The organism is Streptomyces sp. NPDC104307 (assembly GCF_055584045.1).
In genome coordinates this window covers 221075-233401 of record NZ_JBVJMU010000008.1, presented here as the reverse complement: position 1 = coordinate 233401, position 12327 = coordinate 221075, and the positions used below count along the sequence as shown (strand labels likewise).

Genomic DNA, 12327 nt, shown 5'->3' with positions numbered 1-12327 from the left:
TGCGGGCCGATCAGCCGGTACGCCGCAGCACCGCGAGGTACATCGCGTCCGTGCCGTGCAGATGCGGCCACAGCTGGACGTCCGGTCCGTCACCGAGGGCGGGCACCCCGGGCATCAGCGGACGGGCGTCGACCCACTCGGCCTCGACCGGCGCGCCGCCGCGGCCCTTGAGCACGTCCTCGACGACCACCCGGGTCTCCGCCAGGTGCGGGGAGCAGGTCGCGTACCCGACGACACCGCCGACCCGCACGGCCTTCAGCGCCTCGCGCAGCAGACCGCGCTGGAGCGGCGCGAAGCTCTCCAGGTCTTCCTTGCGGCGCCGCCAGCGGGACTCCGGCCGGCGGCGCAGCGCGCCGAGGCCCGAGCACGGGACGTCCATCAGGATCCGGTCGAAGGTGCCGGGCCGCCACGGCGGGCGGGTGCCGTCGGCGGTGATCACCTGGTACGGGCCCGGGTTGCCGGCCAGTGAGCGTTCCACGAGGCGGGCCCGGTGCGGCTGCTTCTCGGCCGCCAGCAGAGCGGCGCCCCGGCCGGCGGCGAGGGCGGCCAGCAGGGCGGCCTTTCCGCCCGGTCCGGCGCAGCCGTCGAGCCAGCGGGTGTCGCTGCCCTCCAGCGGTGCGTTGGCGAGGGCCGCGGCGACGAGCTGGCTGCCCTCGTCCTGGACACCGGCCCGGCTCTCCCGCACGGCGGTCAGGGCGCCGGGCTCGCCACCCTCGGCCATCCGTACGGCGTAGGGCGACCAGCGGCCGGGGAGCCCGTTGTCCTCGCCGAGCGCGTCCATCAGCTCATCGGTGGTGGAGCGGCCGGGGCGGGCGACGAGCGTGACCTCGGGCCGTTCGTTGTCGGCCTCCAGCAAGTCCTCGATGCCGGCCCGGCCGCCGCCGAGGGCGTCCCACAGCGCGGAGACGATCCAGCGCGGGTGCGAGTGCACGAGGGCGAGGTGGTCCTCCGCGTCGTCCTCGTACGAGGGGGCGACCCGCGCCACCCACCCTTCGAAGTCGTCGGCGGTCACCTTGCGCAGGACGGCGTTGACGAATTTGGCCCGCCCCTCACCGAGCACCACCCTGGCCAGCTCCACACTGGCGGAGACGGCGGCGTGGGTCGGGATGCGGGTGCCGAGCAACTGGTGCACGCCCATGTTGAGCACGTCCAGGACCGGCGGGTCGACCTCGCGCAGCGGCCGGTCGATGCAGGCGGCGACGATCGCGTCGTACGTGCCCTGGCGGCGCAGCGTCCCGTAGACCAGCTCGGTCGCCAGCGCCGCGTCCCTGCTGTCGAAGTCGCCCGCCGCACGGGCCTTCTTCAACAGCGGCGGGAGGACGAGGTTGGCGTACGCGTCCCGTTCGTCGACGGCCCTCAGGGCCTCGAAGGCGAGGAACCGGACCGGGTCCTTCTTCGGGCGGCGGTGCGGGGTGGCGGGACGGCGACGCGGCTGGTCGTTCACGTGAAAGGTGCTCCGCTGATGGTGAGAGGGCGAACCGTCCCAGCCTACGTCCCCGCCCCGGCCCGCCGGTCCGTCAGCTGCCGACGAGCTCGCCGGGGACGATCCGCACGCCGCGCGCCCAGTCGGCGGCGCGCATCGGCTTCTTGCCCTGCGGCTGGACCCAGAGCAGCTCGACCGCGTGCGACCCGGTGCCCACGTACACGTTGTTCTTGGCCACCGACAGCTCGCCGGGCGCCAGATCGGCCCGGCCCACCACGGGGGCGGCCTGCACCAGCTTGAGCCGCTCGCCCCGGAAGAGCGTCCAGGCGCCGGGTGCGGGGGTGCAGCCCCGGACCACCCGGTCCACCCGCAGGGCGGGCGCCGACCACTCGATCCGGGCGTTCTCGACGCTGATCTTCGGCGCGAGGGTGACTCCCTCCGCGGGCTGCGGCACGGCGTGCAGGGTGCCGTCCTCGATGCCGTCCATGGTCGCGGCGAGCAGCCCGGCCCCGGCGAAGGCCAGCCGGGTCAGCAGGTCACCGCTGGTGTCGGTGGGCCGGACCTCCTCGGTGAGTACGCCGTACACGGGCCCGGAGTCGAGCCCCTCCTCGATCAGGAAGGTGGAGGCGCCCGTCACCTCGTCGCCCGCCATGACGGAGTGCTGCACGGGTGCTGCGCCGCGCCAGGCCGGCAGCAGCGAGAAGTGCAGGTTGACCCAGCCCCTGGCGGGCACGTCCAGCGCGGCCTTGGGCAGCAGCGCCCCGTACGCGACGACCGGGCAGCAGTCCGGCGCGATCTCCCGCAGCCGTGCCAGGAAGCCCTCTTCGCGCGGTTTGGCCGGCTTGAGCACCTCGATCCCGGCCTCCTCCGCCCGCTCCGCGACGGGACTGGCCACCAGCCTGCGGCCGCGCCCGGCGGGCGCGTCGGGCCGGGTGACGACGGCGGCGACCTCGTGCCGGCCGGAGGCGATCAGTGCGTCCAGTGCGGGTACGGCTACCTCGGGGGTGCCTGCGAAGACGAGCTTCATGGGTGGCTGACTGCCTCTCAGGCCGAAACGTTACGGTGACGAGCAACGCACAAGTCTATGGGCCCGGCGGCCGGTGCCCACCCAGGGGGCGTACGCACGGTTGCGCGCCCCTCGCAGGTGCGTATACGCCCCCGTAGCGTGACCAGATCCCCGGCTGAGGCGTTGGTCAAGTGAGATTGACCGAAGCGAGCCGCCACGGTGCGGCCCGATCCCTTTCAACGCCGGTTCGAGAGGCTTCTTCATGGCCGACCACGCAACCCACGACGCCCAAGCGCGGGCCAGCCTGCATCTTCTGGTGCGGGACATCGAGCGGGTCCGGCGGCAGGTGGACGCGCTGCGCACGCTCACCGCCCAACTGGGCAACGTCTACCGTCCGCGCCGCTCCGGCCCGTCCGCCGGCTTCGTCGTCTACGGCAGGGCCCCGGCCCCCACCGTCAGGCTGGCGCAGGAACTGCGGGACAGTGTCGAGACCCTGGTGACGGCGGCAGTGGACTTCGACCGTTCACTGGGCTTCTCCTGGGACGCGGTGGGCTCCGCGCTCGGAGTCACCAAGCAGGCGGTCCACCGCCGCTACGGCACCAGGCGCGCCGCCCCCCAGCCGCTGGCGGCCGAGGCCGCGGAGCCCGTGGCTCAGCGGCCGGTGCCGGTGGCGCCGTCCGCCGCTCCGGCGCTGCCCTCCGTGCCTGCCGCACGGTCGATGCCGCCGCAGCCGTCGCCGGAGCGTCCGCCCTCGCGCGAGGATCTGCGCCCGAGCGCCTTCCCGGGACCGCGCAACGGCTGACGCTGCCGGGTCCTTGGTGCGGGGTTCCGTCCTCAATCGCCGGACGGGCTTGGTGTGCGGGTGCGGCCTGTGCGCGGGGTGCGCCCTTGTTCGGTGGGTGGGGGGCGGTGCCCCTCCGGGGCGTCTCCTCAAAAATGGCGTGTTCACCCGGGTACGTAAGGGACCCGGGTCGTACGCCATTTTCTGCGGGGACTCCCCTGCACGTCCCCACCCCAGGCCCAGTCGCGTCTGCACACCGGCCGGAGTGCTGTCGCAGACGCGCGACGGGCCGGGTTCGGGGGCGTGCAGGGGAGTCCCCGCAGAACGACGAACACAGACCCGGGTCCGCAATACGGACCCCCCGCACGTTCGTCGTTTGAGGAGACGCCCCGGAGGGACCCCGAACCCCCACCCACCGGACAGGCGCACCCCGCGGGGGACCCGCACAAACAAGCCCGTCCGGCGATTGAGGACGGAACCCCCCGCCCCGGACAAGGGCAACCCACCGTCACCCGATGTCCGGCGGGTCCACCCGAATCCGCACCGGGCCGCCGCCACCACCGCCCCGCGACATCCGCGCCGCCTGAGCCGCCTTCAGCGCGGCCGCCAGCGCCGCCCCGCTTCCCGGGCGCACCCGGACCAGGGCCCGCTCCCAGGTCTCCCCCGGTGGCGCGTCGAACGGCCTGCGGGGCCGTCCCGGCTCGGCTGAGGGGACCGGCACCGGACCGAGCACCTCCGCCTCCGGCGGCAGCTCCGCGGCGGCCAGGAACGCGGCGAGCGACTGCGGCTCCCCCGTCACCGAAGCCATCCGGGACACCGGCGGAAAGCCCAGCTCGGCCCGTTCCGCCAGCTCGCGGCGGGCGTGACCGACCGGGTCCCAGCGCACCAGGGCCTGCACCGGACGCAGCGTCGGCTCCGCGACGATCACCACCGTGCCGCCCTCCGGCTGCCCCCGTACCAGCGCGGCGGCCGCCGTCCAGCGGCGCAGCGCCTCCTCCCCGGCCCGCAGGTCGGGGCGGCCGACCATCGCCCAGCCGTCCAGCAGCAGCGCGGCCGCGTACCCACCCTCCGCGACGGGTTCGGCGCCCGGGGTACTGACCACGAGCGCGGGCTGGTCCGGCACCGAGTCCAGCACGTGGTCGCGTCCCGAGGTCCGTACCGGCACGGCGGGAAAGGCCCGGCCGAGCTCCTCCGCCGTGCGGCGGGCACCGACGATCTGCGCGCGCAGCCGGCGGCCCCCGCAGGCCACGCAGTGCCAGGACGTCTCGGGCAGGCCGCACCAGGCGCAGTTCAGGTCCCGCTGGTCGGGCGCCTCCAGCGGTCCCGCGCAGTGCCGGCAGCGCGCGGGCTCCCGGCAGCGCTCGCAGGCCAGCCGCGGGGCGTACCCGCGACGCGGCACCTGGACGAGCACCGGGCCGCTGCGCAGTCCGTCCCGCACCGTCTGCCAGGCGAGGCTCGGCAGCCTCGCGGCCCGTGCGGCGCCGTCCCGCGCGAGCTCGCCGTCCCCGACGGTACGCACCAGGGGCGCCGCGATCCTGGTCTGCTCCCGGTCGGCGCGCAGCGGGAGCGCCCAGCCGCTCTCGACCAGCTGGGCGCCCTCCACGGTGCAGTTCGTGCCGCCGAGCAGGAAGCCGCACCCGCTGTGCGCCGCCCGTAGTTCGAGGACCTCGCGGACGTGCGGGAAGGGGGCGTTGTCATCGCTGTGGCTGGAGTCCCCGTCGTCCCAGACGGCGACCAGGCCGAGGCCGGCGACCGGGGCGAACATCGCGGCCCGTGTCCCGACGACCGCCCGGACGGACCCGCGCCGCACGGCGAGCCACTCCCGGTACCGCTTCTCGGGGCCGGAGCCGGCGGTCAGCAGGGCGTGGCGGCCCTCACCGAGGATGCCGGTGAGCGCGGCGTCGACCCGCGCCGCGGTCCGTCCGTCGGGGACCACGACCAGGGCACCGCGTCCGGAGGCGAGGGTCGCGGCGACGGCCCTGGCGGTCTCCTCCGGCCAGTGCGGTCCCGGCAGGGCGGTCCACACCGCCCTGGGCGCGCCGCCGGAGGCCAGCGCGTCCAGGAACGCCGCGCCCTGCCCGTAGCGCGCCCAGCTCCCGGGAGCGGGCACCGGAGGCGGCGCCATGGGCTCGGGAGAGGGCTTGGACTCTGCGCGGGCGTTCCTCGGTGGCACCGCGAGCTGCAGGACGTCCGCGAGACTGCCCGCGTACCGGTCGGCCACGGCTCGGGCGAGGCCGAGCAGCTCGGGCCCGAGGACCGGTTCGGGTGACACGACGGAGGCGAGGGCGGCCAGCGCCCCGCTGTAGTCGGACTCGGCCAGTCGCTCGACCAGGAACCCGTCGATCAGGCCGCCGCCCTCGCGCCGTCCGCCCCGGACGTTGCGGCCGCCCGCGCCGAAGCGCACCCGCACCCGCACGCCGGGCCGCGCGACGGCGTCGAGCTCCTCGGGGACCGCGTAGTCGAAGTACTGGTCGAGGTGGAGCGCGCCCTTGTTCACCAGGACGCGGGCCACGGGCAGCTCACCGGCGAGGGCTGCCCCGCGCCAGGTTCTCGGTTTGGCGCGGGGCACCTTGGCCTGCCGCACCGTCTCCCGGATCAGCGCAAGCTGCTCCGGAGCCCCGGTGCCGGGCTCGTCGGACCGCTCGTTGTCGCTGCTCACAGCCAAATTCCTACCAGACGCCACTGACATTCCGGCCGGCGCCGGACACCGGAGCAACGCCTGAGCCCGGACACCGATGAGGTGTCCGGGCTCAGGGGAAGGCGTGCCCGCCGGGCGGGGCCTACAGGCCCGCGGCCCCGCGCAGTGCGGCCACCCGGTCCGTGCGCTCCCAGGTGAAGTCGGGGAGCTCGCGGCCGAAGTGGCCGTACGCGGCGGTCTGGGCGTAGATCGGGCGGAGCAGGTCGAGGTCGCGGATGATCGCGGCCGGGCGGAGGTCGAAGACGTCGCCGATGGCGTGCTCGATCTTCTCGGTCTCGATCACGGCCGTACCGAAGGTCTCGACGAAGAGGCCCACCGGCTCGGCCTTGCCGATCGCGTAGGCGACCTGGACCTCGCAGCGGGCGGCGAGCCCGGCGGCGACGACGTTCTTGGCGACCCAGCGCATCGCGTAGGCGGCCGAACGGTCCACCTTCGACGGGTCCTTGCCCGAGAAGGCACCGCCACCGTGGCGGGCCATGCCGCCGTAGGTGTCGATGATGATCTTGCGGCCGGTCAGACCGGCGTCGCCCATCGGGCCGCCGATCTCGAAGCGGCCGGTCGGGTTGACCAGCAGGCGGTAGCCCTCGGTGTCCAGCTTGATGCCGTCCTCGATGAGCTGGTTGAGGACGTGCTCGACGACGAACTCGCGGATGTCCGGTGCGAGGAGCGAGTCGAGGTCGATGTCGCTGGCGTGCTGCGAGGAGACGACGACCGTGTCGAGCCGGACGGCCTTGTCGCCGTCGTACTCGATGGTGACCTGGGTCTTGCCGTCGGGACGCAGGTACGGGATGGTCCCGTTCTTGCGGACCTCGGACAGCCGGCGCGACAGCCGGTGCGCGAGGTGGATCGGCAGCGGCATCAGCTCGGGCGTCTCGTCGCAGGCGTACCCGAACATCAGGCCCTGGTCGCCGGCGCCCTGCTTGTCGAGTTCGTCCTCATCGCCCTCGACCCGCTTCTCGTAGGCGGTGTCGACGCCCTGCGCGATGTCGGGCGACTGCGCGCCGATGGACACCGAGACGCCGCAGGAGGCGCCGTCGAAGCCCTTCTTGGAGGAGTCGTAGCCGATCTCCAGGATCTTGTCGCGCACCAGCTGGGCGATCGGGGCGTAGGCCTTGGTCGTGACCTCACCCGCAACATGCACCTGACCTGTGGTGATCAAGGTCTCGACGGCGACACGCGACGTCGGGTCCTCTCGGAGGAGTGCATCGAGAATGGTGTCGCTGATCTGGTCAGCGATCTTGTCGGGGTGACCCTCGGTGACGGACTCCGAGGTGAAGAGACGGCGGGACACATCGCTCCCTGGGGTTGCAGCGGCTGCTGGCTGATCATTGGCGGACGGGCCCGGGAGCTGCGCCCGGTACGGTCCTGGACCAGTTTATCGGTCGGCTTCGGCCACTGGACAACGTGTCTCGCCCTTTGGGAGTTCTGTGACATGTGGCACGGCCCTCCGAAGGCCACTCGGCGGCCTCCGCGGAAGCCGTCCGGCGCCGTGTTCCCGGGGCACCGGGCCAACGGAGCGGCGACACGGGAAATTCACGCAAGTCGTGGCGACACGAGGTCCCAGACTGTGTCGGCGAGCGCCTCCTTGGGGCCGAACGGCACCGGGGTCTCGGCGCCGTCGGCCGCCAGCACCACCGCTTCGTTCTCCTCCGCGCCGAAGGTCCTGCGCTCCCCCACCTCGTTGACCACCAGCAGGTCGCAGCCCTTGCGGCGGAGCTTCTCCCGACCGTTGGCCAGGACGTTGTCGGTCTCGGCGGCGAATCCGACGACGATCTGTTCCGGCCGGGCGCGCCGCCCGGCGACCTCCGCGAGGATGTCCGGGTTGCGGACGAGTGCGATCGGCGCGGGCTCCTGGCCGTCCTTCTTCTTGATCTTCCCGGCGGCGTACTCGGCCGGGCGGAAGTCGGCCACCGCCGCCGCCATCACCACGACGTCCGCGTCCGCCGCCGCCTTCAGCACGGCCTCGCGCAGCTGCGTCGCGGTGCCGACCCGGACGATGTCGGCCCCGGACGGGTCGGGCAGGCCGGTGTTGGCCTCGATGAGCGTGACCCGCGCGCCGCGGGCGACGGCGGTGCGGGCGAGCGCGTACCCCTGCTTCCCCGAGGAGCGGTTGCCGAGGTAGCGGACCGGGTCGAGCGGTTCGCGGGTGCCGCCCGCGCTGATCACCACGTGGCGGCCCGCCAGGTCGGGGGCGACGGGCCCGCGGGCCAGCACGCGGCGGCAGACCTCGAAGATCTCCGCCGGCTCCGGCAGCCTGCCCTTGCCGGTGTCGACGCCGGTGAGCCGCCCCACGGCGGGCTCGATGACGACGGCGCCCCGGCGGCGCAGCGTGGCGACGTTCTCCCGGGTGGCCGGGTGCTCCCACATCTCGGTGTGCATGGCGGGCGCGAAGACGACCGGACAGCGTGCGGTGAGCAGCGTGTTGGTGAGCAGGTCGTCGGCGAGCCCGTGGGCGGCCTTGGCCAGCAGGTCGGCGGTGGCGGGGGCGACGACGACGAGGTCGGCGTGCTGCCCGATGCGCACGTGCGGGACCTCGTGGACGTCGTGCCAGACCTCGGTCGACACCGGGTGACCGGAGAGCGCCGACCAGGTGGCCGCGCCGATGAAGTGGAGCGATGCCTCGGTCGGCACGACCCGTACGTCGTGGCCGGACTCGGTCAGCCGCCGCAGCAGCTCGCACGCCTTGTACGCGGCGATGCCGCCGCTGACGCCCAGAACGACCTTCGGCTTCTCCACTGCGTCTCCCCGCACTCGGGTACGTACTCGGATACGTACGCCCCCATGCTGCCTCACCGTCGCGGACGCCGGTCTGCCGCCCCGGACACACCGCGGGCCCGGCGGTGGTGACCGCCGGGCCCGTGGTGAAGGTGCGTTTTCCTGCTACTGCGCGGGGCCCTCGATGGCCTCGGAGGTGAGCAGGCCCGCGTTGATCTCGCGGAGCGCGATCGAGAGCGGCTTCTCGTGCACGTGGGTGTCGACGAGCGGACCGACGTACTCAAGGAGTCCCTCACCGAGCTGCGAGTAGTACGCGTTGATCTGGCGCGCGCGCTTGGCGGCGTAGATCACGAGGCTGTACTTCGAGTCGGTTGCTTCGAGGAGCTCATCAATCGGCGGGTTGATGATGCCCTCGGGCGTGGTGATGGAAGAGGACACTCTCTGCCTTCCGAAGGGGGTGAAGATCAAAGAAATCTTTGACAGTCAGGGGCTGTGTGGTGCGGTCCCGTTCCGGTGCGACCCGTTCGTTCAGTCGCCGGCGGCACGGTGGCCGGAAGCCTCCAGCATCAAGGCTAGCAGCTCACGTGCCACATCCTCGACGGAGGTATTGACAAGCGTCGTATCGAACTCGGATTCGGCGGCCAGTTCGATCCTGGCCGCGGCGAGCCGTCGCTCGATCACGGCGGGTGCCTCGGTGCCCCGGCCGGTGAGCCGGCGCACCAGCTCGTCCCAGCTCGGCGGCGCCAGGAAGACCAGCTGCGCGTCGGCCATCGACTGCCTGACCAGCCGGGCGCCCTGGAGGTCGATCTCCAGCAGCACCGGCTCGCCCGCCTCAAGACGCTCCTGCACGGCGCGCCGCGGCGTGCCGTAGCGGTTGCCGGCGAACTCGGCCCACTCCAGCAGCTCGCCGTTGGCGATCAGCTTGTCGAACTCCTCGTTGTCCACGAAGAAGTAGTGGACGCCGTTGCGTTCGCCGGGGCGGGGCTTGCGGGTCGTCGCCGACACGGAGAGCCAGACCTCGGGGTGGACCTTGCGCATATGCGCGACGACCGTGCTCTTGCCGACCCCCGAGGGGCCGGAGAGCACGGTCAGCCGCGGACGTGCGTCCGGGGGTACGGGGGACGTCCCCCGGGATGTTGCAGCCATGGAGCGATTATCCAGGTTCTCAGGAGTGCCTGAGAACGTCAGGCGGGGCTGCCCCCGAACTCACGCTCCAGGGATGCGATCTGGTTGGAGCCGAGACCCCGCACCCGGCGGCTCTCGGAGATGCCGAGCCGTTCCATGATCTGCTTGGCGCGGACCTTGCCCACGCCGGGCAGGGACTCCAGCAGGGCGGAGACCTTCATCTTGCCGATGACGTCGTTCTCCTGGCCCGACTTGATGACCTCGTGGAGGGAGGCGCCGGAGTGCTTGAGTCGATTCTTGACCTCGGCCCGCTCCCGGCGAGCCGCGGCGGCCTTTTCGAGCGCGGCTGCGCGCTGTTCAGGGGTAAGGGGCGGAAGAGCCACGCCTACGTCACCTCGGATGTCGATCTGTCGGATACGGACCGGTGAGGCAGCGGGATCGCCCCTCACCTGGTGAGCAACGAACAACCTGTGTGCGTTGGCTCTCGACGGAGACTAGCGGCCAGGGCCGCCGGAGTCAGCGAGAACAGACGAAAAGTCCTGGTCAGCCTTTGCCGACCAGGACATTCCTGGCATAACAACCGAGATTTTTGGTCAGGATTACGTCAACACGCTGTTACGTGGGATGGTCAGCCTTCCGGGACGGCCGCGCGGACCTCGTCCGCGAACCGCTCGGCGGCTTCGCGCAGCCCTGCCGCGTCCGGACCCTGGCGCAGCACGCCCCGGCTCACGCTGGGCAGCACATTGCGTACCGCGTCCCCGAAGACCCCCGGCAGATCCGCGGGGGTCGCGCCCTGCGCGCCGATGCCGGGCGCGAGCAGCGGGCCGTTGACCGCGAGGTTCACTCCCGCTTCCCCGAGGGTGGCGCCGACGACCGCGCCGACCGAGCCGAGCGGGGTGGCCCCCTCGTTCTCGGCGGCCATGTGGTCGAGCATCAGCTGGGCCAGCGAGCGGCCGTCGGCCGCGGTGGCGCGCTGCACCTCGGCGCCCTCCGGGTTGGAGGTGAGGGCGAGCACGAAGACCCCGGAGCCGGAGATCGCCGCCGCGTCCAGCGCCGGCCGCAGCGAGCCGAAGCCGAGGTACGGCGAGACGGTGACCGCGTCGGAGAACAGCGGCGAGTCCTTGTCCAGGTAGGTGGCGGCGTAGGCGCCCATGGTGGAGCCGATGTCGCCGCGCTTGGCGTCCATCAGGACCAGCGCGCCCGCCGCCCGTGCCTCCTCGACGGCCTTCTCCAGGACGGCGATGCCGCGCGAGCCGAAGCGCTCGAAGAACGCCGACTGCGGCTTGAGGACGGCGACCCGGTCCGCCAGTGCCTCGACGACCGTACGGGTGAACCGCTCCAGGCCCGCGACGTCGTCGTTCAGCCCCCAGGAGGTGAGCAGGGAGGCGTGCGGGTCGATGCCGACGCAGAGCGGCCCACGGGTGTCCATGGCACGGCGCAGGCGTGCGCCGAAGGGTTCCAGGGTCATTTCACGGCCTTCCGGGTTTCCGCGCCGACCGCGTCGGCGAGGGTGGCGTACGGGGAGGCGGCCAGGCGCGCGGCCAGGCCCTTGTGGATCGACCGGGCGTAGAACGGGCCCTCGTAGATGAAGGCGCTGTAGCCCTGTACGAGCGTGGCGCCGGCCAGGATGCGCTGCCAGGCGTCCTCGGCGTTCTCGATGCCTCCGACGCCCACCAGGGTGATCCGGTCCCCCACTCGCGCGTAGAGGCGGCTCACGACCGCCAGGGAGCGTTCCTTGAGGGGTGCGCCGGACAGCCCGCCGGTCTCCCCGGTCAGGGACGGCGAGGACTTCAGGCCCAGGGTGTCGCGGGCGATGGTGGTGTTGGTGGCGATGATGCCGTCCAGGCCGAGTTCGACCGCGAGGTCCGCGACCGCGTCGATGTCCTCGTCCGCGAGGTCGGGGGCGATCTTGACGAGCAGCGGGACCCGGCGCCCGGTGACGGTCCGGTCCGCTGCCTCGCGTACGGCGGACAGCAGCGGGCGCAGCGACTCGGTGGCCTGGAGGTTGCGCAGGCCCGGGGTGTTGGGCGAGGAGACGTTGACGACGAGGTAGTCGGCGTGGGCGGCGAGCCGCTCGGTGGACTTCACGTAGTCGGCGGCGGCCTCGGCCTCCGGGACGATCTTGGTCTTGCCGATGTTGACGCCGACCGTGGTCCGGAAGACCGGGTTGCGGGCGGCCAGGCGCTCGGCCACGGCGGCGGAGCCCTCGTTGTTGAAGCCCATGCGGTTGATCAGCGCGCGGTCCGCGACGAGGCGGAAGAGCCGCTTCTTCGGGTTGCCCGGCTGTGGTTCGCCGGTGACCGTGCCGATCTCGATGTGGTCGAAGCCGAGCATCGACATGCCGTCGATCGCGACAGCGTTCTTGTCGAAGCCGGCGGCGAGTCCGAAGGGGCCGTGCATCCGCAGGCCGAGGGCCTCTGTGCGCAGTTCCCGGTGGCGGGGGGCGAGCGCGGCGGCGACGAAGGTGCGCAGGACGGGGATACGGGCGGCGAGGCGGATCCACCGGAAGGCCAGGTAGTGCGCCTGTTCCGGGTCCATCCGCTTGAAGACCAGCTGGAAGAAGAACTTGTACATCACGG

Annotated in this window: 11 protein-coding genes; 1 reads left to right on the top strand and 10 read right to left on the bottom strand. The window is 72.8% G+C overall.

The window, feature by feature from the left end; genetic code table 11:
* Positions 1-10: 10 nt before the first annotated feature.
* Complete coding sequence (locus ACZ601_RS22175) at positions 11-1444, bottom strand: RsmB/NOP family class I SAM-dependent RNA methyltransferase (protein WP_469540478.1); 1434 nt, start codon at positions 1442-1444, stop codon at positions 11-13.
* 73 nt (positions 1445-1517) lie between these two features.
* A complete protein-coding gene (gene fmt / locus ACZ601_RS22170) occupies positions 1518-2450 on the bottom strand; it encodes a methionyl-tRNA formyltransferase (RefSeq protein ID WP_469540476.1) in 933 nt (310 codons plus the stop codon).
* Between the two features lie 241 nt (positions 2451-2691).
* On the opposite strand from fmt, the gene ACZ601_RS22165 reads away from it, so the two are divergent.
* Positions 2692-3231 (top strand): hypothetical protein, encoded by a 540-nt coding sequence (locus tag ACZ601_RS22165; protein WP_440578824.1) that lies wholly within the window; start codon positions 2692-2694, stop codon positions 3229-3231.
* Between the two features lie 487 nt (positions 3232-3718).
* Here the strand turns inward: ACZ601_RS22165 and ACZ601_RS22160 are convergent, their stop codons facing one another.
* The 8 genes from ACZ601_RS22160 to ACZ601_RS22125 all read right to left on the bottom strand — a co-directional run bounded on the left by ACZ601_RS22160 (position 3719) and on the right by ACZ601_RS22125 (position 12322).
* Complete coding sequence (locus ACZ601_RS22160) at positions 3719-5869, bottom strand: primosomal protein N' (protein WP_469540472.1); 2151 nt, start codon at positions 5867-5869, stop codon at positions 3719-3721.
* Positions 5870-5990: 121 nt separating this feature from the next.
* On the bottom strand, positions 5991-7199 hold the full coding sequence (metK, locus tag ACZ601_RS22155; protein WP_469540470.1) for a methionine adenosyltransferase: 1209 nt from the start codon (positions 7197-7199) through the stop codon (positions 5991-5993).
* Between the two features lie 242 nt (positions 7200-7441).
* Complete coding sequence (gene coaBC / locus ACZ601_RS22150) at positions 7442-8644, bottom strand: bifunctional phosphopantothenoylcysteine decarboxylase/phosphopantothenate--cysteine ligase CoaBC (protein ID WP_469540467.1); 1203 nt, start codon at positions 8642-8644, stop codon at positions 7442-7444.
* A 144-nt stretch (positions 8645-8788) separates the two neighbouring features.
* Positions 8789-9061 (bottom strand): DNA-directed RNA polymerase subunit omega, encoded by a 273-nt coding sequence (gene rpoZ / locus ACZ601_RS22145; protein WP_003970369.1) that lies wholly within the window; start codon positions 9059-9061, stop codon positions 8789-8791.
* Positions 9062-9151: 90 nt separating this feature from the next.
* On the bottom strand, positions 9152-9769 hold the full coding sequence (gmk, locus tag ACZ601_RS22140) for a guanylate kinase (RefSeq protein WP_440575626.1): 618 nt from the start codon (positions 9767-9769) through the stop codon (positions 9152-9154).
* Positions 9770-9807: 38 nt separating this feature from the next.
* Positions 9808-10131, bottom strand: a complete 324-nt coding sequence (locus ACZ601_RS22135; RefSeq protein ID WP_024490957.1) for an integration host factor — start codon at positions 10129-10131, stop codon at positions 9808-9810.
* Between the two features lie 245 nt (positions 10132-10376).
* Complete coding sequence (gene pyrF, locus ACZ601_RS22130) at positions 10377-11216, bottom strand: orotidine-5'-phosphate decarboxylase (protein ID WP_469540463.1); 840 nt, start codon at positions 11214-11216, stop codon at positions 10377-10379.
* Complete coding sequence (locus ACZ601_RS22125) at positions 11213-12322, bottom strand: quinone-dependent dihydroorotate dehydrogenase (protein WP_469540460.1); 1110 nt, start codon at positions 12320-12322, stop codon at positions 11213-11215. Before ACZ601_RS22125 ends, pyrF begins: the two co-directional genes overlap by 4 nt.
* Positions 12323-12327 lie beyond the last annotated feature (5 nt).